Origin of the sequence: Desulfovibrio sp. UIB00 (assembly GCF_022508225.1) — a bacterium.
GTDB lineage: Bacteria > Desulfobacterota > Desulfovibrionia > Desulfovibrionales > Desulfovibrionaceae > Desulfovibrio.
Window position 1 is genome coordinate 73,126 of record NZ_JAETXJ010000010.1, and the last position, 23,068, is coordinate 96,193.

The 23,068-nt window shown below is 48.1% G+C and carries 13 protein-coding genes; 6 read left to right on the plus strand and 7 right to left on the minus strand.

Features of this window, described 5'->3' with window-relative positions:
- Window positions 1-241 precede the first annotated feature (241 nt).
- The 3 genes from fliD to JMF94_RS13725 all read left to right on the plus strand — a co-directional run bounded on the left by fliD (window position 242) and on the right by JMF94_RS13725 (window position 5,379).
- The gene (gene fliD / locus JMF94_RS13715) at window positions 242-3,346 is read left to right on the plus strand and encodes a flagellar filament capping protein FliD (RefSeq protein ID WP_240825782.1); all 3,105 of its coding nucleotides are present in this window, start codon (window positions 242-244) and stop codon (window positions 3,344-3,346) included.
- A 54-nt stretch (window positions 3,347-3,400) separates the two neighbouring features.
- Window positions 3,401-4,039 carry a flagellar export chaperone FliS gene (fliS, locus tag JMF94_RS13720; RefSeq protein WP_240825783.1) on the plus strand — a complete coding sequence of 213 codons (639 nt, stop codon included), beginning with the start codon at window positions 3,401-3,403 and terminating at the stop codon, window positions 4,037-4,039.
- A 323-nt stretch (window positions 4,040-4,362) separates the two neighbouring features.
- The gene (locus JMF94_RS13725) at window positions 4,363-5,379 is read left to right on the plus strand and encodes a GGDEF domain-containing protein (protein ID WP_240825784.1); all 1,017 of its coding nucleotides are present in this window, start codon (window positions 4,363-4,365) and stop codon (window positions 5,377-5,379) included.
- Window positions 5,380-5,481: 102 nt separating this feature from the next.
- Here JMF94_RS13725 and JMF94_RS13730 read toward each other — a convergent pair whose 3' ends face one another.
- From JMF94_RS13730 to JMF94_RS13745, 4 genes are all read right to left on the minus strand, one after another.
- Window positions 5,482-6,039: a phosphatase PAP2 family protein gene (locus JMF94_RS13730; protein ID WP_240825786.1), complete on the minus strand. Its 558-nt coding sequence runs from the start codon at window positions 6,037-6,039 to the stop codon at window positions 5,482-5,484.
- 23 nt (window positions 6,040-6,062) lie between these two features.
- On the minus strand, window positions 6,063-6,842 hold the full coding sequence (locus JMF94_RS13735; RefSeq protein ID WP_240825788.1) for an alpha/beta hydrolase: 780 nt from the start codon (window positions 6,840-6,842) through the stop codon (window positions 6,063-6,065).
- 206 nt (window positions 6,843-7,048) lie between these two features.
- Entirely contained in the window at window positions 7,049-8,512 is a 1,464-nt protein-coding gene (locus JMF94_RS13740; RefSeq protein WP_276612933.1) for a bacteriohemerythrin, read from the minus strand.
- A 903-nt stretch (window positions 8,513-9,415) separates the two neighbouring features.
- A complete protein-coding gene (locus tag JMF94_RS13745; protein WP_240825795.1) occupies window positions 9,416-11,290 on the minus strand; it encodes an ATP-binding cassette domain-containing protein in 1,875 nt (624 codons plus the stop codon).
- A gap of 308 nt (window positions 11,291-11,598) precedes the next feature.
- On the opposite strand from JMF94_RS13745, the gene JMF94_RS13750 reads away from it, so the two are divergent.
- Window positions 11,599-12,366, plus strand: a complete 768-nt coding sequence (locus JMF94_RS13750; protein WP_240825797.1) for an alpha/beta family hydrolase — start codon at window positions 11,599-11,601, stop codon at window positions 12,364-12,366.
- 275 nt (window positions 12,367-12,641) lie between these two features.
- Here the strand turns inward: JMF94_RS13750 and JMF94_RS13755 are convergent, their stop codons facing one another.
- Both JMF94_RS13755 and JMF94_RS13760 read right to left on the minus strand, forming a co-directional pair.
- Window positions 12,642-13,199 (minus strand): class I SAM-dependent methyltransferase, encoded by a 558-nt coding sequence (locus JMF94_RS13755; RefSeq protein WP_240825799.1) that lies wholly within the window; start codon window positions 13,197-13,199, stop codon window positions 12,642-12,644.
- A 242-nt stretch (window positions 13,200-13,441) separates the two neighbouring features.
- Window positions 13,442-19,603 carry a hypothetical protein gene (locus JMF94_RS13760; RefSeq protein ID WP_240825800.1) on the minus strand — a complete coding sequence of 2,054 codons (6,162 nt, stop codon included), beginning with the start codon at window positions 19,601-19,603 and terminating at the stop codon, window positions 13,442-13,444.
- Between the two features lie 625 nt (window positions 19,604-20,228).
- On the opposite strand from JMF94_RS13760, the gene JMF94_RS13765 reads away from it, so the two are divergent.
- Both JMF94_RS13765 and JMF94_RS13770 read left to right on the plus strand, forming a co-directional pair.
- Window positions 20,229-20,540 (plus strand): helix-turn-helix transcriptional regulator, encoded by a 312-nt coding sequence (locus tag JMF94_RS13765; protein WP_227119438.1) that lies wholly within the window; start codon window positions 20,229-20,231, stop codon window positions 20,538-20,540.
- A complete protein-coding gene (locus JMF94_RS13770; RefSeq protein ID WP_240825801.1) occupies window positions 20,530-21,681 on the plus strand; it encodes a type II toxin-antitoxin system HipA family toxin in 1,152 nt (383 codons plus the stop codon). The genes JMF94_RS13765 and JMF94_RS13770 overlap by 11 nt, the downstream gene beginning before the upstream one ends.
- Before the next feature lie 185 nt (window positions 21,682-21,866).
- Here the strand turns inward: JMF94_RS13770 and JMF94_RS13775 are convergent, their stop codons facing one another.
- On the minus strand, window positions 21,867-22,799 hold the full coding sequence (locus JMF94_RS13775; RefSeq protein WP_240825802.1) for a hypothetical protein: 933 nt from the start codon (window positions 22,797-22,799) through the stop codon (window positions 21,867-21,869).
- Window positions 22,800-23,068 lie beyond the last annotated feature (269 nt).

A 23,068-nucleotide genomic window follows, 5' to 3' on the forward strand; every position in this document is an offset into this window, starting at 1 on the left:
CGCAAACGAAAAAATACGGCCAAGACGGGTATCCGCGCTATCTGCTGATTTTTTTCAGTATTTCTGGCATCGCCCCCCCCGCCCCGCCGTATCCACCAATTTGCACGTATCTTGCAAATTTTTGAGTGTCCGTCATGTCTCCGGCACGTATTGCCGCCATTTGCATGCATGGCGGCTGGCGGTTCCCCGGGGTTTGCGCATGCCCGCACCGGGAACGGCACATCTTTTTTGTGAGGCACCTATGGCCACCACCATATCCGGTTCCAGCGCCATATCCAACCTGAGCGGTTCGGATACAGACTTTGACAAGGTTCTTGCGGACCTTAAAAAGGTTGAGTCTACGCAACTCAATCGTCTTACGGCGTGGAAAAGCGACTGGAAACTGCGCTATGATGCTTTCGACAAAGTTATTGGGCAGGTCAGCACCGCCAGCAATGTGCTTGCAAACCTTGCCAACAAAAACAGCTTTGTTACCAAAAACGTAACCAGCAGCGACAGCAATATTATTTCGGCTGTTGCCAGTGCCTCTGCGGACGACGTACAGCATACCATCAAGGTCAGCCAGGTGGCGAGCAACGCCATATGGGCCAACACCGGGCACGTCTTTAGCAGCAAGACGGACATCGTCAATACATCCGGCACATCGCAGACATTTTCATACCGCTATGCCGGCAAGGAATACAGCATGGCCGTTCCGGCCAATACCACGCTCGATTCCTTTGTGAGCATGGTCAACAATTCTTCCGACAACCCCGGCATCAAGGTCAGCATTGTTCAGGCCAGTTCCGGCTATGTTTTTCAGGTTGCTGGCAAGAGCACCGGCGCGTCCAACGATCTGGTCATCCACAGCTCTGGCCTTGTGGGCATGAGCGCATCCGGCGCATCCTCCACATGGTCGACCAACAGTGTGCTGGACATGGGCAGCACGCTCACCAACCCCACCAAATATGCCTACGACCTCATCATGGAGGACGGCAACACATTTTCGGTCAAAATCGATGGTGACAAGACCAACCAGGATCTTGCAAGCGCCATCAATGCGCAGGTGGGACGCAGCATTGCCAGCATTGACGGCTCCGGCAATCTGCAACTTGCTGACGTCAAGGCCATGTATCGGCGCAACACAAGTACGCAGACATCCTTCAGCACCCCGGTCACAAAATTTTCCCTAGGCTCAACGCCCACAACAACCAAGCTAACGGGCGCCCTTACGGTTGATCTGAACATCAACGATGGCGTCACCACTGGCACACGCACCTTGACCATTGCCGCTGGCACCACCATGAAGGATGCCGCACTGCAGATCGCCCAGGCTTCCGGCGCCAGCACGGCTGAAATGACTTACAACAACACCACTGGCGGCTGGGAGCTGAACCTCTCCAACGTGAACGGCGCAACCCTTAGCTTTGCGGACAGCGCCAGCGATTCTGGCAAAATGACCTCAGCCGTCATTGCGGACCAAACCCAACTTGGCACCAAGGTGGTGGGCGATTCCGGCTCGCAGAGTTTTACCGCCAGCACCGCCATTACCTTCGACAGCGCCAAGCTCTCGCAAAAGCTTGGCGGCACAAGCGCTGACGGCACAAAAAACTTTACCTATACCTTTGTTGACAACACTGGCGGCACGCAAACCCTGACCATTGCGCAGGACAAGACCTATCAGGATCTGCTGACCCAGCTTCAGTCTTTAAGCGGTAGTACATTAAGTGGGGATGGCAAAACTGTAACTTTTGCGAATACTGAAAAATTCTATTTAAGCGCTGGCGGTACCGGCGGCGGCATGGACGGAATCACCGTCAAAACAGACGCCACGGCCACCGTTACCAAGATGGCCGCAGGCACCGCGCTGGAGACGCCCCCGGCCCTGACCTATACTTACACCACCAATGACAGCTCCACGCCCAAGACTTTTACGGTTCCTGGCGGCTCCAAGATGGCGGACGTGATCGCCGCCATCAAAGCCAAAGGGCTGGCTGGCTCCCTGGTAAGCGCGGACGGAAGCACAACCATCGACCTGCAAACAGGCACGCTGCCTACAACCGGCAGTTATTTTCTCAAGCTCAACAATATTGATTCGCTCAGCGGGCCGGGAATTACCGGTCAGGTGACCTCGTCCTCCAACTGGAATATCCGTGGCGCGGCAAATGCCAAATTTACGGTGGACAACTGGCCCCTGACCATGGAATCCGACACCAACAGCGTGAGCAACGTGATTGAAGGCGTGGTCTTTACCATTCAGGACAAAGGCAGTGCAGCCATTACGGTCAATACAGACGTCACCTCGGTGGAAAAATCCATTCAGACGTTTCTTGATTCCGTCAACTCTGTCTTGATGACCATCAATGATTGCACAAAATTTGACCCGAACAAGGATGTCACCACCAACGATCCCAAAAATATAAACAGCAAAAACTACAGTACCTCGCAACTGACCACAGAAAAAGGCGGCCTCCTGCAGGGCAACTATGGCGTGCAACTGTTCAAATCTCGCTTCACTTCGTTGGTCAACAGCGCCCCCCCTGGCTTTGCCAGCCGGTCATCCGCCTCTGATGTGCTGTCGGGCGATGTGCTTGCCAACCTCGCCAACATGGGCATCAAGGTTGAAACCGACCAGTCGAGTTCCAACTATGGGCTTTTAGTAATTGCGCCTTCGTCCGGCATTGCCGAGCTGCAGAAGATGGACAAGAGCAATTATGAGAAAATGATCAACAGCAACCTTTCGGACGTTGTGGATTTTTTCTGTTCCAGCGGCACCGGCACGACGACAAGCTCTGATTTTCGCTATGGCAGCCACATTGCGGGCATCACCAAGGGCGGTTCCTATGATGTGAACTACTCTGTTGATGCTGGCGGCAATATTACCAATGTCACAGTTGGCGGCGTGGCCGCAACTCGCGACACAAGCCAGCCGGGCTATTACTATAGCGTTGCTTCCGGTGATGCGCGAGGCCTTTCGCTCCAGATAGACAACCTTACCCCCGGCAACCACACGGGGCAGGTACGCATCAAGGAAGGACTGATTCAGACGGTCAGCACCTTCCTCAAAAGCGAACTGACCTATACGGCTGTCAACGTCTCGGGCACCGGCACCGCAGATCAGACGTCCGCAGCCATTGCGCTTAAATCAAAAAACGGCGCCTTGATGATTCTGAAAAACAACTATCAGAGCATCATGGAAAATATCGACAAAAAGATTACTCAGGAACAAGATCGGCTTGACCAGTGGGAAGCCCGGCAAAAAAAATATTTTGCCAACCTTGAAACCCTGCTTAAAAAATACAATACCCAGAAAGATCAGCTCACGTCACAGCTCAAGCAGCTTTCCAGTTCGTCAAGCAGCTCCTAGCCAGCATGAAACAACAATAAGGCCAGCCAAAGAACACCGCCATAAGGACACACTATGAACAAAGCGGCGCAAGCATATTTTCAGACCAAGGTCGGTACCACGGATCAGGGGCAACTTTTGCTCATGCTCTATGACGGCGCGCTCACATTCATACAGCAGGCGCGCACAAAAATGATTGCCAATGACTATGCGGGAAAGGGCATCCTTATCTCCAAGGTTATTGACATAATCAATGAGCTTTCCGCTTCTTTGAACATGGACAAGGGCGGCAGCCTGGCTGTGAACCTGAACAACCTGTACCTGCTCTGCACGGCACGTTTGCTGCGCGCCAACCTGAAAATGGATATGGATTCACTTAACAGTGTGGAATCCATCCTTTCAGGCCTGCGTGGCGCCTATGCCCAGATTATTGAAACCCCAGAGGCCCGTCAGGCGAGCAACGATATTGCCACCCGCCTGCAACCCCTGGGGACAATGACCAGATCTCCGCAGCCTATCATACCGTCAACAGTCACTGCCGTGCCGCGCTCCCATGCTCAGGCGGCCTATGGCCGTAGCGCCATGCGCCCTGCGGCAGAGGCACCCAGCCAGATGGCCGATGCCCAGCGCGCGCATGTGCAGTCTTTTGACCAAGCCACGCCGCAGGCGACAGCACCACAACCGCGCCTGCCCGGCGCTTACGGCAAACCCTAGTACAAAGCCTTGCCCTGAACAGGAAGGCTGATAGCAGTATTACGCAAAAAGCGGCGGCATCTTGGTGTCGTCGCTTTTTGCGCTGACATGCGGTCTGCCGAAAAATACCACCGATGCGGATGGCAAAAGACGCAAGGCTGTTTTGGAAAATTGATCATGATCCTCTTTGACAGGCTTATCCAGAGAAGCTAGTCTTCACAAAATTTTTAAAGAGCATCCGCTCAGAGTTTATCCATATTTTACTGCACTGCGAAACAAGCGCCATGGTGAAATCCAAAGAGTCTTCTGTTAACTGCAAAAACACATATCTCAAACTATTTGATATGTTTGATAAAGCAGGCGTCCCGCCAGAAACGCGCTGGCGCTCCCTGCTGCTTTTTTTCAGGGAAATGAAGGACTATCATTTTCTTGACGAAGAACAAAAGATTGCCATTCTCGCACAGATGGAAGATCTGTTGAAAAACAGACACTACTCTGATGAGCAGCTTGTTTCCACAATCCGCAAATGCAGCGAAATATTCAGTAAGCCAATTGTGACCCAGCTCGACAGCATGGTTCACGAAACGTCTTCCATCATAGACCAGTTTTTCAGCAAGCTGTCTTCGCGCTACGGCGACATTGCCCACCTTGAGAAAGAAAGCCTTTCCATTGTGGCGGAAAACGGTGATAGCACCGTCATGCTTGAAAAGCTGCAATCAGCCTTTCACCGGGTCAAGGTTCTTTTTGAGGAAGACATCTGCAACCTTGAAAATCTCGCCTTTATTGACCCTCTGACTCAGGTTGCCAACCGCCTGAGCCTTGATCTTTTTATCAAAAATTCTACGGCCCGGTGGCACGAAGAAGGGCAACCCTTTGCCTTGGCCCTCTTTGATATCGACCACTTCAAAACCTTTAACGACACCTACGGCCACCTTATCGGCGATCAGGTGCTTAAGGTTGTGGGCTCGCACCTCCGCAGGGCACGCGAAGAAATTGATACAGATACGGATGCCCTTGCAGCACGCTTTGGCGGCGATGAGTTTGCCCTTGTGGCCTCCGGGGCCAACGCGCATCTGTTGCCCGAAATAATCAGCCGTTTTTGCAAGGCCATCAAAAATTTCAACCTGCTCATCCGGGATACGGAAGGCAATGTTGAAAAAAATAACCTGCACATTACCGTCAGCGCCGGCATAGCCGTGTTGGATGCCAAAGCGCCCCAAATCCAAACGGCAGAACAACTTTTTGACCGGGCGGACAAAGCCCTGTACCACGCCAAGCACAATGCCCGTTCGCGTGCGGTGGTGTTAAAGGCTAACAACCAATACCTGATTCTGGACGAAGAAAACCACAAGGCTGTCTAGTGCCAGGGCAATGCCCGCAGCTTGCGCATCATTAAAAAAGGCGGGAAAACCCGCCTTTTTTATGGTGCCGAAAAAATCAGCCGCATGCCCGCCAGCAAAGGGTTACCCCCTCGCGCCCCCGTTTTTTACAGCCCAGCCAATGGTTTGGTGAAAGCTGAGCTTTACCGCCACTGCGGCAAGGCAAGCTGTCAAAAACGCCCCCGCCATATCCAGCGGATAGTGCACCCCCACAAAAATCCTGGCCCAGGCCGTAGCGAACCCCAGCAGCATGACAAACAGCGCAATGCCACGCGAGCCATTTTGCAGTAACAGAGCAAACGCCAGAGAAAACAAAAAAGTGGCGTGTAAACTGGGAAAGGACGATGTGGGTTCGTGGGCAATCAGCATTCGCCCAAGCCCCAGTACAAAGGGCCGAGGATTATAATGAAGCATTCGGATCAGGCAGGCTGAACCCATGGCTACCGCCACGGTCAAAACCACACGTAAAGCCAGAGCAATGGCAAAACCGCGAGGCTTTTGCCGCACAACAGCCAACAGGGTCAACACCACAGCAATGCCGATGGGCCATTCTGCCAGTGCGGCCCCTGCCCATACTGCAAAGGGAGATGCCGCATCGCTGGCGTTAAGAACGAGAAAAATCTGGTGATTCAGTGAAATCATGATTTATGCCGGGATGCAGTGCATCAGAAAAAATCCGCATTATGCGCGCTGAAGCGTGTTGTCAAAAATTCCTTGAACATAACCACGGCCGAGGCCGCAGTGGGACTCCAGGCAAAATCCTGAAAAACAAAATGTCCGCAATACGGCAGCATGAGCAGGGAGGCCCCTGGAATCAACTTTTTCATTTCCACAAGCTGCTCTGGCAAAACGATATCCCGGTCGCCACCCACAACGAGCGTTGGCGTTTGCAGGGCTTGCAGACGCTCAGTTTTTATAATGTCCATGCACTCCCACAGCTCTTTTGTCTTGCTGATGAAACTCTCGAACTTGGGGGCCGGATTAAGTTCCTCATACTGTTGCGCAACTTCCGGCATATGCTCCCGAACAAAATCCGCAGACAGATTACCAACAGTTTCCAGCCAACCATCCGACATACCTTCAGCAAGATAATTGCCGGATATGGCAATGAGGCTCTTTACCCTGCCCGGCAGGCGGCTTGCCATATGCAAGCCGAGGTTCGCCCCATCGCTGTAACCAACGATGTGGAAAGATCGCAGATCAAGCGCCTGCGTGAAAGAAATCAGCTCCTCCGCCATCAGGGCATACTCAAAAGGCGCGTCTGTATCCGCTGTTCTGCCGTGCCCGCGCCGGTCAACAGCGATAACGCGAAAATCCTTTGCCAGTTCTGCCAGCAGGGTTTCGTAATTTTCGCAGGTATCCAGCCCGCCGTGCAAAAAAAGAAGAGGTTCCCCCTGCCCCTTTGTTGTATAAAACCAGTTGATTTCGCCAGTTGATATCTGCATTTCTTGCACTCCGATGTCTGATTTATTTATTACATTACCTTTTTACGTTGACTTATCAACTCTAGAGAGTTGCCATTACTGCCCTGAACTGAAAAATATTTTCGCGGATACTCACACAACACGCCCGGTCCTGTAAACAAAAAGAGCCGGAGCAAATAATACTCCGGCTCTTTTTGCGCATATCAGAGTTTGCTTTCAAGCTGCTGTCAGTGCACGCCCTTACCATTAAGAAATGGCCCGTAGCGTTTGTCCGTCCCCATAATATGGCCCACGAGCCACTCTTTCAAAAAGCGCATGATTTCCATGGTGACCTTGGCGCGACCACTTTTAAGCTCCTGCTCAAAAGCCAGAACTTTTTCTACCAGATCACGATGCGCTTTTTTGTGTGCAGGCGCTTCTGCGTAGCCATAGCGGTCAAAAAATTCTTCTTCCGTGGCGAAATGCTTTACTGTGTATTGCTTCAGCCTGTCCAGCACGCCTGCAAGCACCTCTTCTGACCGACGTTGCCGCATGGCGGAATTCAACTCATTGATAAGGGCCACAAGAGCCTTGTGCTGTTCGTCAATCTTTGCAACCCCTACAGAAAGATCGCTTGTCCAGCATATCAGCTGATCGGAATCTACAACGCCGCCAAGATTTCCCTGCCCCATGGCGCTGACGATGGCGTCCAGTTCTTCTGCCTGACCGGATATTTCCACAAGCACACGAATGGAATTATTGACATGTTCCGCAGTTTCCTTTGCGATTGTGTTGACTTCAGCCGCACCTTTGCGAACATCTTCACTCGCTGCAGTTTGCGCCTGGCTGGATGCTGCGATGGCAGAAACTTCGTTGGCGGCCTGCTGGACAAATCCCGCAATCCTGTCCACATCTTCAGCGGCCTGTTCGGCGGCGCTTGCGCTAGTAACAATATCTTGCGCGGCGGCATCCACAGCCTGAACATTTTCGCGGGCCCTGGCCTGAATATTTCTCAATGACTCGCCGACCTCGCTGGTGGCCTTCATTGTCTTTTCCGCAAGCTTGCGCACTTCATCGGCTACCACGGCGAATCCACGGCCGGCTTCGCCAGCCCTGGCGGCCTCAATGGCGGCGTTCAGGGCCAACAGATTTGTTTGATCCGCAATGTCGGAAATAACTCCAAGCACAGCTCCAATGCCCTCGGCCTGTTGCCCAAGATTGGTCATGGTTTCCTTGAGCAGCAGAATGCGCTCTTTAACCTGATCAATGGAAAGAACTGCCGAGCGCACCCCTTGCGCGCCCGACACAGCCCCCTGCTGCGCCAAAGCAGCGTCATCCGCAGCTTTAACGGTATTGAGCGCTATACTCTGAATGGCGGAATTAATCTGCTCTATGGCTTGCGAGGCTCCCTGCATTCTTTCCCGCTGAAGCACCACATCGCGATCAACATTCTCCATGTTTTGACCAAGTTCGCGGATACCGGAAAAAATACTCGAGGATGCAGTAGCCGCTTTTTGCGAGGCGGTGCGCATGTCATTGAGCAGTTGTCGCACCTGCGCTTCCGCAGCGCGGCTTTCCTGCAATGCAAGCTCGCTGTCTGCCGCGAGCCGGTGCGCTTCGTCGCCTTTCTGCCGGGCATCTTTAAGGGCCTGATCCAGTGAGGCGACCATAGTGCAAATACTTTCGCGCAGATCTGAGTATTCTTTGGGCATGGTGTACGCTGGGCATGCTGCGGGACGGCCACTGGCGATCTCTTGTGCGTAATCACGTATGCTGCGTAAAGGAAGTATCAGTTGCCTGTAGACCGTCCATATTAAAAAAAGACCAGCCGTGGCCGCTAATAAAAATAACACACCGTGTATTATAAACGATGCATTAGAAATAACGCCATATGTGAATGATGCTGCGCCACCGCACATCAGCACGACAGCAGAAGAAAACAACCGGAATGAGAGGCTTGTTCCTGATGCAATAGCCATGACAGATCCCCTAATGTAGTCGATTGTCGATTTTCAGGAAGCAAAAACTGTCTCGATAAAAATGCAGGCTAAACAACTCAACGGGAACATTAATAACTTTTATATATAATTATACAAAGTTAAATGCAACTGTCACTCAAAAAATACGGTAGCTGCCTATCTTTTAAACCAATGGCAAAGCGTGTGCCCATTCTTGAGTAGTTTGCTTAATAAAATAAAAAAATATCTCTAGAGACTTACCGCCCCATGCATTGACCTCAGTATCAACCTTATTTGAAATATAACGGATGCATCAATTTTTTTATTAGTTGAAAAAATAATTTTTTTGGAAATAAGCAAAATAATCATTGCCATACTGAACAAAATAACGACTACTAAAACTTCCCACTACAGCAACAAGGGAAAGCATGCGCGCTTCAAGCTCACACGTGCCCCATGATAGCCACGTGTGATATAAAGCCGCACATGACCGGGAACTTGCTTTCACATAGCGAACGCATAATTGCAGAAGCTGCGCGCCGGTAAGCGTGTCGAATGGTGCAGGGGAGGGGGAAGGCTGCTTAACTAGAAAAAAAGACTGGAGCTGCATGTACGGCATTGCACCATACATGCAGCTGACGCTGACGGGAGTATGCCCTACCCTGCCAGTTCACCAAGCTCTTGCAGGCGCTGTTCCGCAAACTCCCAGCGTTGCAGCAGCTCAGTCTGCTCTGTTTCCAGCGCCACCAGACGGTCTGTCGTTTTGGCAAAAGCTTCTGGATCGCGAGCGAACAGTTCCGGGTCGGCAAGGGTCGCTTCCAGAGTTTTCTGCTCCTGCTCCAGAGCGTCCATGCGTTCGGGCAGGGCTTCCAGCTCCTGGCCCAGTTGTTCAAATTCCCTCTGTTCCTTAAAGCTGCGTCTGCGGGGCTTATCCGAGGCTGGGCGGGGAGTTGAGCGGGCGCTTTTTTCTTCCGGCTTGCGCTCCTGTGCAGGGGCCGAGCGCTGGCGCAGCCAGTCGGTATACGCGCCAACGTACTCGTGCGCCATGCCGTCGCCCTCCAGGGCGATGACGCTGGTGACAAGATTATCCAGAAAACTGCGGTCATGGCTGACCACAAGCACAGTGCCGGAATAATCCGCAATCAGCTCTTCCAGCAGATCAAGGGTTTCCGCGTCCAGATCGTTGGTGGGTTCGTCCAGCACCAGCACGTTGGATGGCCGGGTAAAGAGCTTTGCCAGCAGCAGGCGGTTGCGCTCGCCGCCGGAGAGCACCTTGACAGGCAGACGCAAGCGGTCGGGAGTGAAGAGAAAATCCTGTAAATATCCTGCAACATGGCGCGTGCTGCCGCCCACTGTGACCACGTCGTTGCCCTCTGCAACGCTGTGCATGACGCTGGCTTCCGGGTCGAGCGTTTCGCGCAGCTGATCGAAATAGCTGATTTCCAGATTGGTGCCGAGGCGCACCTCGCCTTCTGTGGGTTGCTGCTCGCCCAGCAGAACGCGGATAAGCGATGTTTTGCCCGTGCCGTTTTCGCCGATCAGGCCCACGCGGTCGCCGCGCTGAATGATGGTGGAAAAATTACGGATAAGCGGCGGCTGACCAGGGTAGCCGACTGAAACATCCTCGGCCTCAATAACCAGCTTGCCCGAGCGCCCGGCCTCCTGCGCGGCCATGCGCACGTTGCCCTGCCTGTCGCGCCGCTCGGCGCGCTCGGCCCGCAGGGCCACAAGAGCGCGCACCCGCCCCATGTTGCGCGTGCGGCGAGCCTTGATGCCCTGCCGAATCCACACTTCCTCCTGCGCCAGCTTTTTGTCTTGCAGGGCAAAGGCGCGCTCCTCGGCGGCAAGGCGTTCCTCGCGCCTCTCGGGGTAACGGTCGAACCCGCAGGAGTAGTTGTGCAGCTTGCCCCGGTCGATCTCCACAACGCGCGTGGCAAGGCGCTTGGCAAAGGCCCTGTCGTGGCTGACAAAAATCAGGGTGCGGGCCTTGCGCAGCAAAAAATCTTCCAGCCAGGTGATGGTGGCGATATCCAGATGGTTGGTAGGTTCGTCCAGAATGAGGTCTTCTGAGCAGATCAGCGCCCGCGCCAGAGCCACGCGGCGCTTGGTGCCGCCGGAGAGGGAGGTAAAATCCGCATCGGGATCCAACCCCAGATGGTTGATGACGGCAAGCACATCGCCGTAGCGCTCCCAGCCGCTGGTCAGCTCAAGGCTGTGCTCGGCCCCGGCATGGGCAGCGGCAAGGGCCGTGCCCTCCTCGCCCAGGACCTCCGCCACCAGAGAAAAAACAGTGCCGCGCCAGCGTTCCGGCACATCCTGCGGCATCTGGCCTATGAGCGTGCCGGGGCGGATAATCATGCCGGAATTGGGCTGCATCTGCCCGCCGAGCAGCGCCAGCAGCGATGACTTGCCCGCGCCGTTGCGGCCCACGAGACAAAGCCTGTCGCCCACTTCAACCGAAAAATCCGCAGAATCCAGTAGCGGCTTGCCGCCAAGGTTCAGGGTAACACCCTGCATGCTCAAAAATGCCAAAATATTCTCCAACACGGTGATATGATTCTGCCCAGGGCTGTGGCTGCTCTGGGTTGCGGCTGCCCTGCGGATGCGTGCTTTGCGCGATCCGCAAACTGGGCGACCAGCGCTGTGCGCAAAAAATGCGCTGCACCTGCGCCCCGCAGAGGCGTATCATTACCCCAGCGGCGAAACTGACGCAACGGGCCGGGGGCAAGGCTGCGCGCGGCGCAATCTGCACAACACACGCGGGCGACCTTGTATTGCCCGCACAAAGCGAGTACCCGAAGACATTGCCGGAACTTCATTCATTACCTAAGGGCGGGAATATGCGGAGCGCAAAAATCTTTTGCTGGTGTTTTCTGTTTGTATTTTTTGGCGGATTTGGCTGCGCCCTTGCGGGCGAGATTCAGGTTCACGAAACCACGCAAACGACATCCCAAGGCCCGGTTGAGGTCAAAACCTTTCTTGCTGCCGGGCAAGGGCCGCACCCGGCTATCATCGTGCTGCACGGCAGCCAGGGCCTGGATAAATTTCGGGCGTTTTATGAGCGCAACGCCACGCAGCTGGCCCACGCGGGTTTTGATACCTATGTGCTGGATTATTATAATGAGCAGGACGTCGCATGCTCCAAAACTGTGGAAACGCGGCGCGCAAATTTTTCAAAGCGCATAGGCGCGTGGTCGCAGATGATCAGCGATGTTGTGACAGACGTGCTCGCGCAGGGGCAGAAGGCCCGCCCCGTTGGCATCGTGGGCTTTTCTCAGGGGGGATATCTGGGAACATCCGTAGCCAGCAAGGATACAAGAATCGCGGCGCTGGTCGTGTATTACGGCGGCATCCCCGCTCAACGCAGGGCTGACGGCAAGCACCCCATTACCCACATGCCGCCCTTGCTGGAACTGCACGGCGACGCGGATACAGTTGTGCCCATGGAAAGAGGCAAGGAACTGGTGGAACTGACCCGCAGCCTTGGCCAAACGGCTGAAATGGTGATCTACCCCGGCGCGGGGCACGGCTTTAACCGCTCTGCCGCAACAGACGCGGAGCAGCGGACGCTGGAGTTTTTTCAGCGGGTGTTGATGGACAAGAGGTAAAGGGGGCCCAATAGTTAGTGTCCGTGGGACGCCAGATAACTACCAGAAGGAATTTTCACCTAAAGAGCCTGCCCCAGATGTTAACCCCTTGGCGGTGATTATTGAATCTGTGGTTCTGTCGGAATCTGTTCGGAGGCATGAGGCCAAGGCCAGTGGGCAACTCTGGACATTTTACCACATAGGGGGGGACGATACTGCAGCTTGCCCTTATGTTTTTATGCAACAGGGCACAATAAACATGACGGGGAACTGGCAAAATGATTCGTATTTGCTGATTAAGGCTTTTTTGCAGTGCCGTAGCGAAAAACGCCGCGCTCCATAATGATGAGATCAGAAAAACTGCTTTCTTTCAAAATCTCGTCTGTGCGACGGTTGAGGTTGCATCCGTCGGCAATTCGTGCCCATGAGCCATTAGCAAAGTCAAAAATTTTACCGGCCCGCGCTCCTTTGGGCCGCACATGCTCTATGAAAATGAACAGGCCGCCCGCCTTGAGCACCCGCTGTATTTCGCTCATGCTTTTTTCAATATCCGCAGTGCAAAAAAGCAGCGTGGCGACCACGGTGTCAAACTGCCCTTCTGCAAAAGGCATTTTTTCAACATTGCCCTGATAAAACGCAAAATCCTTCCCGGCCCGCCGTTCAAGTTCCTGTGAGTACTGGCGATCCAACCCTGTCAGACTGCGTATTTTTTCAGGATTATAATATCGAAGGTTGACTCCTGTTCCTATCCCGGCTTCAAGCACATCGCCATATGCACAGGGCATTATTGTTGAACGCATTTTCTTCAATACCCACGCTTCTAAGGGCATCATGGCTATATCGTATATGTTCATGCCCGATTCCATTTGTATTACAGAGTGCGATGAAGAAGGCGAGGGTGGGATTCATAATTACAAACAATTACCTGAAATAATTAAATTATTTAACTAAACAAAAAAGATATATCCGGTTTGATGTCCAAAATAAATTAGCCTCAAAAAAATTGCGAACAATCATCTATCTAAGGCTTTTCAACTGGATCATGTAACTTTCTCCATAAAAAAGATGCATCAATACAGCAAGTTTATTGTAGTATTTAGTTTGCATATTTTCCAAGTGTAAAAATAGATTTTGCCGCAAGAAAACAATGACGAAACTCAGGAAAACAAAATTCCACACGTCTAATTAGTGACAAGCATCTATTTATTGCATCCTTGTCACTACTAACATTGGCAATTATTGATGATTTTTCTCTCAGAAAATTAAGCGCCTGCTCCGAATTACTGTAAGAATTAAAGACATTCAGAACTGCGCATAGACATAGAAACTCTTCATTTTTATGTTGCTCAACAATCCTTGACAGAATCCATTCAACTATAGTTTCAGCCAGTTCTGTAGAGTAATTTATCGATGCAATCCGGCTCACTCCTTCAACTATCTTAAATAAATCATCATCCTTAATTTCTGCATATGAGGTCTTCAATCGTTTACATGAAATTATTATTTTTTCAATATGTTCAGGGCTAACCCGAAATAAATGAGAGCAGGCATAGAGAGAAAGCAAGAACTCTTTCGCCTCAAACATCTCAAACCTTCTGACAATCTCTAACGAAATTTCATCAGGAATGATTAGCTCACGATAGTGCTGGCTCAACCCAGAGAACGGCGTTGGATGCAGGACATAAATATTGTTTTCAGCAGTTGCCTTCTTTGAATTGGCACCTAAAAGCAAGTCGCTCCATTCTTTCGGCACGCCTTTTGTGCAAAAGACATCAATAGAAGCTATTATTCTATTACAAAGAAACCCAACAATATACGGCTTTGAAATTTGATAATTTTGCCATAACGGCGATTCAAGCCCGCCAGTTAAGCCTGATAACAAAAACAAATCGTTTTGTTCGTCTCTTAAACACTTCAACAACGCAGTTCTATCAAATTCATATTTATTTAAAATTCGGGAAACGTACCCAGACCACCCCCAAGCACAAAGTCGCTGGAAGTAAAGAGGAAAATCTTTCAAAATATTTTTTTGAACAAGCGAGGGGGACACAAAGTGCAAGCTAATCTCAAAATCAATAAATTCATTTGAGGATGATGCTTCGACAATCCTCTTGATGATGTCCTTACCAATCGCAACGTAACAATTATTTTCACAAGATAACGCTGCACAGATATCAAATATAAGCATAAGACTAAATGGATCTTTAAATGTACTTGCACAATGTTGCAAAAACTCAACAGAAAAATCACACCTCTTATGCAAACATGTATCCAACATTTGCTTTGAAGGGATTACAGAGCTTGGCCCAAATTCATACAACGCCTTCTTCAAGTTTCTAGCAAGCAATCGTCCCCGTAGGACAGCTGAACTAAGAAAAAAACCATCAATATTGTGCGACATCGGCTTACCAAACAGCGCAACAAATGTATCAACAGACTGGGGGGTGAGAGAATCAGCCAATAGCTTATGCGTCCGTGATATTTCAGCTTCTATCTTATCCAATACAACAGAAGGTAATTTGCCAATGTCATCAACGAGCTCCCAATAATCAGAGTTAGTCAACTCAACAGTAATACTCTTTTTCCACTTTCGAACAAGCTCGCGCGGAAAGTCATATGTTTCCTTGAGGACGTTAAGAATTCTTTGGCGAGCTTTTGTTGAATCCGTAAGGATACAACCTGCGGTTAACTCACAGCTACTGTCCCCATTAACAAATTGAATTGCTCCACTCCCTGTTTTTTCAACCCTTAAACTTGTTTTATTGCCGCTATCATCAATCAAATTATTCACATGACCATTAGCAATTTCTCTTATTTTCCCCAAGAAGTTATTATATGAAAAAGACGCATTGCATATTGTGACTTGCCCAAAACATTCCATATATTTTTCATAGAATTCGGGGTCTTTTAGCAATAGGGATTTAATTCGAGGGTGCAATTGCAACATGCAAAATTTTAATATTTCTGCATAGCTATAAGGGCTACCCTCACCCTCATGATTGCAGACCATATCGTTTATTACCTTACGAAACAGATCACTAAGCGATGGATAAACAAACGTTGCTAAATAATTATCTGCTTTTAGTATGAAGTCCTCAACAAACTCGAAATAGGCTTTCACCTTACTAGGTTCGTGGAGAAAGTTTGCGTCGGCAAGCAATGCAACAATTGCTCCGGCAGTGCGGGCATATGCTCCCGCAAAGCCCCGCGAATCTGAAGTAGGTAAGCAGCAATACAAAGCATCTAAAATTTTATGTATATAAATAGATTTTTTTCGAGCCGCCTCAACAACTTCCTCATTAATCCAGACATCCTTTATTGCAGTTGTGCATACTTTGACACAAGATAGAATGAAAGGCATTTCATCTGGCAAAACTAGAATAGATGTTTTACCAATCATACAAAAATATTCTATAAATTCAGTTAACTCGATTGATTGTTTATTCTGCTGAAAACTTTGATTTGCAGCCGCAAGAACTTCTTGGCTTGTCAACGGAACAAAGACCGTTCCACACCTTCGCAATTTTTTATAAATATCACTCAAACCTTGTTCAGTAATAACTGATGCACACTGTAGACGCCTTAGCACGTCCAAACTAGACATTATTATCGGGGACTCCCCAATATTTTTATTTACGAATCTATCATCAACTACGATGGCATCACGTTCATGTCCATGGGCTAACAAAGCCTGCAAGGAGAAACCGTCATAATCCTCGTCGCTCTTATTCCTTATCAAAAATTGTATTTTACCTGACGCAATGCCTCCACTAACTTCATTTCTAATCATTGTAATAATATCTTCAACATCAGACTGCCTGTCTACATAAGAAAGTAAACCAAGATAATGAAGACGCATTTCTTCCGATATAAAAACTTCTGAATTAACTTTTAAAAGATTTTCAATGATGCCATACCTTATAAGACAATCCAAGGCATAGCTATCTAGAAAAAGTTGTGTATGCCTTGAAATTTTTTTATGACTGACAGAATATAAATGGTTTGCCTTATGATATTGTACAATTTCTTCTTCATTATCTTTTGCAATGACTCCTTCGTGTGAAAGAAAACTTACAATTTCAATTAAATCTATTAACACAGAATCTATAGCAGACAAATCTACCTTTTTTGTTAGAAAACTTGCAGTATCATATTCGTCTTTGGCAATAACGACATATCCATTGTTTTTTTTGGCCTGAACGACCAGCATACTTAAATCCCTGCTCAAGCCAGCAGGGATATCATCAGAAATAGCACACGCCTCACTTTTACAAATTTTAACTTTTTGTTCGGCAATGAGGCGCTCCACGAGCCGCGCTTCTGTAACTTGTGACGCCTGATGGAAACGAATTTTTTCAATATCTTCTAGAAACTCTGTCATGCAAGAATTTGTAATTGCAACCTTGTCGAATGCACTAAAGACTATATTTAATGAATTTAAATAGGCCAAAGTGATCAAACTGGATCTATCGATAGCAATACTTTTTATTTTAGGAATTTCGTCTATTCTATTTCCACAAAAAAGAGGAATACAATTTTTTTTTCGCCAATCAAGCTGCTGCTCATTATAAAGCATCTGTCCAGCGAGGACATTAGATAATGCTCCATTCTTCTGAATAGCAAAAATTAAAGGAATAGTGCCGAGCCTGACATTCTCTGAAATACTGCTTTCATATTCATGGGCCTGTCTAAATATTGTTTCTAACTCACTATAGGGAACAGCAGTTAAAGGTCCTTCAGCCGTAGTTGAAAGTTCCTGCGCTTGAGTAAGTGCGCTTTCAGCAATTTTTTTTAGCTGGCTATCGCCGATACGGATGGCTAAGGAATATATCCGAGTTAGAGCAAATGCGTCATTTGAGTCAGATGCCTTTACCGAGGCGGCCTTAAGTAGATCTATGGCGATCTGCCCAGGGGCTTTGATTAACCAGCTCAGTCCGGCATAGCGAACGAGCTCATCATAGGAGAGTGTCTCGGCGTTATTTTTTGCGTAAACAAGCTCGTCAAGCCCATCTTCCCAATTTCCTGTTTCCTGAGCGATCAGCAGAGCGAGTCTGTAATTATTATCATTTTTTTCACGATTTTTAGGAAGCAGCTTCAGGATTGAAGACGCTTCAACAATATCGCCATTAAAGTAAGCAATCCATGCATTAAGACTTTGCAAATTAGAATTTTCTGCAATCAACAGCTGCACAACACCTTGGCACAAAAAATCGTTTGCTTTTTTATATTCTCCACATTTAATAAAATGGTAAAGAATTCTTTCCGCTTCTTCGTAGCTTGGCGTTTTATTAAAAAAATAAGTCAGATGTTCTGCTGCTTCTAAATATCTGTGGTTATCTTCAAGTGCCTTAATCAACAATCGCCTTTCCCCCTCACCGCTCGTAAGCTCAAAACCCTCACGATATGGTGCCACAGGATCCTCTAAATTTTCTTTGAGAAATAGCGACTTAAGAGTATTAGCTTTTATTTCACCAATAACATCACTGTTATCATTGATATATTTCTCACACTCATCTCTTCTACCGCATTTGTGGAGGACCTCCGCCTTAAGACTAACAAAATATTCCATCTTTATTACTTTTGTAATGCTGGCACTGTTCTCATCAAGAAGCTGCAAGACAGCTTGTGGCGTATCTTGATTCATTGCTAACAATAAGATCGCAATTGTTTCATTAAATGTTAATTCACCAATACTTTTTTGCAAATTTAGGTATTTATTCATGCCACGCATATCCAGTGAATATCCGTAGTCAAACGCAAAACGAGAATACCTGACTGCCTTTTCGGTATCAGCGATTAATTCATTGAAAGCATGACGCTTTTTTTCTCGAAAATTATCGTCTGGATGTTCGAGCTCAAGCCATAACTTAACTTCTTCAATAGCAGCCTGGAATTTTGGAATTTTTAACAATAAATAGTTATCTATAAAATTTGTTGCATCCTCCAACGCTGACACCCTTAATCCTCTCATTTCAGGCGTATCATCAAATTTGACTAATTTTGGATGGATTGGCAGAGTTGAAAATAGTGAATCTTTCTCCATACACCCCGTACAAATTGCTACTTTTATTAATGCCCTAATTGGAATAATAGCCGGACAATCCTGAATTTGAGTCTTAGTAGCCCTAACAAGCAGCTTTAAGGAAAAATTATAATCACCAATTTCACATTGCTTAATAGCGAAGCCCAACAGTTTTGTTCCCGACAACAAGCTTGAATCTTTAATTTGATAATTATAGTATTCTAATGCAGACAAGTTATCCTTCTGAGTGAGCAAAACATTGAAAACAAACTCTCTGACACTTAATGAATCAATATTTTTTGCTTCAGTTAGGACTTCGTCTACACGACCAGCACTCATCCTTATTCTAAGGTTATCAACGACAAACTCCTCGTCAGCGGATAATGCTTTTGCTTCTTTTAACCATTTCTCCCCCCGCTCCGAATCATTTTTATTGCAGCATGCCCTTGCCATCTCACGAAAAATTGTAACACGAATTGGCCTACTTGCAGACGACAGATCACCGAGTTCTGCTCTACTTGCTAGTTCAGATATCTCATTAAAAGAATCAACTTCCTCAAAAGGCTCACGCCAAAGTACTAACTTCAAGGCATCTTGTGCTATTTTATCTATTAAAGGCTGTGATTGAAATCCAATGCGTATATTATTTAAACGTTCGTTTATACGTTCCTGCCCCAGTATTATTGGCTCAAGTTGTTTCTTGAAATCAATTGACATCTGCGCAAATCTAAGCTGCCCGAATTCATCTATAATTTTAGATTGAGCATCTAACAATGCAGTAACACTACAAACAAGCAACTTATGTGTCAGTTCAATTATTTGTCTTGCTGAAAAATTATTTTCACCAGATATTTCCATATATGTAGATGCCAACAACTCATCAAATTCATTGTGTTCTTTGAAACTATCACCAGAAAACTTTCCGATAGCCTTTTCTATGAACATATCTCTCGTCTTTTGATTATTGAGCCACTCTTTCATATGTGGTTTATTATAAATACTGTCATGATTTGAAAGAAACGAAAGACAGCTGTTTTCCAGATTATCAAGTGAAGATAATTTCGTGTAACTCAATACATTTAATACATGCTCCAGTTGTTCAATTAAGAACGTACGAGAAACTGAATTCCCAGAAATAATTTTTCTACGTTCGATAACTGGCCTACATTTATTCCAACCACCACGAATAAGGGGGGGGATTAGTATCCCCAAAATTTTCATCATATGGTCGTTCATGATGGATAAACCTCGCTTACCGGTTAAGTACGAAACCTACTAGCATAAAAATCTTTCATCTTAGTACCGCCTCAAAAAAATGACTTCTGAATAGTAGCTATAACCTCATTTCTAAAATTATCAGCACAATGAATCTACCAGAACATCATTTCAATGACACAATCTATATTTTCACAAGTATTGATGCCAGACAAGGGAAGCTTGCGAACTCGCTTCCCTTGTTTTTTCACAGCCCGATTAGATGCTAGGCATCTAGTTTCTGATCCATCCAATACATGCTTGCACCAACACCAGAAACAGTGTCGTGCATATAGATGTCAAACTTGCCAGCCACCACGAATCGCCCCGCAGCGCCTTGCCGTAAGCTTCCATTACTACACGCGATTTATCAAAAGATTCCTTTGATGCGATTGCCGCCTTCCTCGCCGTTTTGCGGGCACTGCTCCATACGCGCCCTGTGCGGATTCAAAACCTCAACGGGTTATTTCTTTTCTTGGTGAGCTCGGCCCCGATCTCGCTCGGCGGGGCTGGTGTTGACGGTAGAGCGCGAGTTCCCCCCCCATCAACCAATTGCTATCATCTCATATTTTAGCTATTATACTAAAAAATAAAATTAAGAGCTATTATGTTAGATGATATTCTAAAAACTCCGCAGGAAATCCGGCTCGGCATCGCCGCCAAGGCGCAGGCCAAACGTCTTGCGCTCAATATGAGCCAGAAAGATTTGGCAGCCCGTAGCGGCGTTTCCCTTGGCTCTGTGAAGCGCTTTGAAACAACAGGGGAAATCTCGCTCGCGTCCCTACTGGCTATCGCCCTGATTCTTAACGATCTTGAAGCCTTTTCCGGCTTGTTCAACCCGCCGCGCACAGAAAACCTGTTCAAGCCGCAATCCCCAGCACCCCGCAAGCGGGCAGGGAGAAAACGCCATGAATCTTGACGTGCATCTGCATGCATACGGCGTACGCCGCCATGTGGGAAAGCTCGCCGCGCACAGCAACGCCATTCTGTTTCAGTACGCGCCAGAATTTCTTGATTCGGGCATCAACATTTCGCCGTTCAGGCTTCCGCTCAGCCCAGAGGTCAAGGAAGACCCCAAGCGCACCTTTGACGGCCTGTTCGGCGTGTTCAACGACAGCCTGCCCGATGGCTGGGGGCTGCTTTTGCTGGACAGGGCATTGCGAAAAAAAGGTTCATCGCTCCATGCCTGCCTGCCCTTGCAGCGCCTTGCCATGGTGGGTGCCCACGGCATGGGCGCGCTGGAGTACACCCCGGCGGCGGAACAGACAGAGGAAGCCGTTTCTGTGGCGGAACTGGATGCTCTGGCAGAGGAATCGCTGCGGGTTCTGCGCGATGCGCCGGTGGATGCGGGGCAACTGGACAAGCTTATTCAGCTCAACGGCTCATCCGCAGGGGCCAGACCCAAAGTTCTGGTGAACGTTGCCGATGATTACCGCATTGTGCCGCAGGGGGCGGGCAAACCCCAAGGAACCCCCTGGATCATCAAATTTCGCTCCGCGCACGAACCGCCAAACACCGGGCTGACGGAATACGCATATTCCCTGGCGGCCAGAGATGCCGGGCTGGATATGCCGGAAACGCACCTGTTTCCGTCGGCAACCTCGCCGGGATATTTCGGCGTCCAACGCTTTGACAGGGTGCATGGCCAAAAGGTGCATGTGCACACCGCCTGCGGCCTGCTGCACGCATCGCACCGCGAACCCTCGCTCACCTATGAAAGCCTGCTGCGCCTGACGCTGCTGCTCACCAAAGACATACGCGAAGTGCTCAAAATGGTGCGTCTCATGGTGTTCAACGTGCGCTCCGGCAACAGGGACGACCATTCCAAGAACTTTTCCTTCCTGCTGAACAAGGAAAACCAGTGGCGCATGGCCCCAGTTTATGACCTTACGCCGTCAGAGGGCATTAACGGGGAACAGACCTGCATGGTCAACAACAAGGGCAAGGATATAACCGAAAAGGATTTTCTGGCGGCCGCCGCAACTGTGGATGTAGACGCTCGGACAGTGCGCGAAATTATAGAGCAGGTGGACGCGGCTTTGGCCGGGGTGAAGATGTAAGGTGCTCAAATGTGCAGGAAGGAGGCCGTCTGAGTGACAAATGGGAAATTCCCCTTTCCTTCAAGGGGCACCTGTCAGATCAAGTCTAAACTAGCTCAAATAATGATGATAATAGAATTCTATTAATGGCATGATGGGCGCGTGTGCAAAATATGTATACGCCCCCATCATGCTTTCAACGCTGATCAATTTCTTGTTAAATATCCACTTGTTATCTTACCACCATTGACATTGACCGCATTAATACGATCACCATTCAACCGATAAAGGTCAACGTCTGTTGTTCCACACTTTGGGTTTGAAACCGTTTTCTGGACAAATTTATACCCAACTTGTTCTTCAATAATGTCACCTTGGTATGTGTTGCTGTATGAATTTGTATTGGAACATCCAAACACGTCTGCAGGATCATCAAATTTTAAAAAACTTGTTTGTGTAAAATGATACATTCCAACTTTGGCGCTGTCCCGAGATATAACATATGTCATATTGAGCATATATGATTTACCATTCGAATTTTTTACAGGGAAATATCCTGACCATGTCCCCGTAATATCTTTTGCTATCTGCTTTGAATTTTGTTTTTGCACACTGGTAGTATTTGACTTTGACAAATTATTTTTCTTTTCATTTCCTTCGTGTGCATCAAATTCATACTGACCTTCACAATACTTATACTTTACAGGTTTAAACGACTTATCTGGAAGGCCATCTGAAGTAACGCTTAACCATGAAAACGACGTCTCACTATACACTTTATATACATTAGAATCTTGTTGTACAGTACTATCTCCCATTTGTCCGCCAGGCTTTAATCCGAACAGAACAGTATACAAGTTACCATCCTTCTTAATTACCTTCAAAAATTCATAACGTTGCCCCACTCCCAAAAATATTTTAAAAACAGATCCATTTTTTGTCTGAACATATATGCCATCACCAGTATATTCTTTCCCTTCAGGGTGGTATTCATTTTCAATTTTGTAACACTGATCTTTTTCTGGCACATACAGACCATCTTTAAGATAAAAAACATCATTTGCCAGCACACTACAGACATTCACCCCCAGAATTACCGCAATCAAAATCAGATAGGTAGCCAGTGCTTTCAAGTACATCTCATCCTCCATTTTGTTCACAGCTTTTGCTCTAATTTCTAGGATAAATTAGAAATAATCCTACACACAAAAAAATAGAAGCCGTTGCATTACATACGAAGCAGGTATCTTTTTGAAAAAATCTTTTTGAGGCAGCACAACTTGCTAAATAAATTAATTTTATCTTAATCTCCTATACTGAAGCATTGCGAGAATAAATGTTTTCCCTGTGGCCAAAGCGTCGCACCCCCAGAAAAAAAGCACTCCTCCGCCCCAAACCTTCGGCGTTT

Bases quoted from the DNA above. Each gene is read 5' to 3' on its own strand.
- fliD (WP_240825782.1), top strand. From the start codon at position 242: ATGGCCACCACCATATCCGGTTCCAGCGCCATATCCAACCTGAGCGGT.
- fliS (WP_240825783.1), top strand. From the start codon at position 3,401: ATGAACAAAGCGGCGCAAGCATATTTTCAGACCAAGGTCGGTACCACG.
- JMF94_RS13725 (WP_240825784.1), top strand. From the start codon at position 4,363: ATGTTTGATAAAGCAGGCGTCCCGCCAGAAACGCGCTGGCGCTCCCTG.
- JMF94_RS13730 (WP_240825786.1), bottom strand. From the start codon at position 6,039: ATGATTTCACTGAATCACCAGATTTTTCTCGTTCTTAACGCCAGCGAT.
- JMF94_RS13735 (WP_240825788.1), bottom strand. From the start codon at position 6,842: ATGCAGATATCAACTGGCGAAATCAACTGGTTTTATACAACAAAGGGG.
- JMF94_RS13740 (WP_276612933.1), bottom strand. From the start codon at position 8,512: ATGCCCAAAGAATACTCAGATCTGCGCGAAAGTATTTGCACTATGGTC.
- JMF94_RS13750 (WP_240825797.1), top strand. From the start codon at position 11,599: ATGCGGAGCGCAAAAATCTTTTGCTGGTGTTTTCTGTTTGTATTTTTT.
- JMF94_RS13755 (WP_240825799.1), bottom strand. From the start codon at position 13,199: ATGAACATATACGATATAGCCATGATGCCCTTAGAAGCGTGGGTATTG.
- JMF94_RS13760 (WP_240825800.1), bottom strand. From the start codon at position 19,603: ATGAACGACCATATGATGAAAATTTTGGGGATACTAATCCCCCCCCTT.
- JMF94_RS13765 (WP_227119438.1), top strand. From the start codon at position 20,229: ATGTTAGATGATATTCTAAAAACTCCGCAGGAAATCCGGCTCGGCATC.
- JMF94_RS13770 (WP_240825801.1), top strand. From the start codon at position 20,530: ATGAATCTTGACGTGCATCTGCATGCATACGGCGTACGCCGCCATGTG.
- JMF94_RS13775 (WP_240825802.1), bottom strand. From the start codon at position 22,799: ATGTACTTGAAAGCACTGGCTACCTATCTGATTTTGATTGCGGTAATT.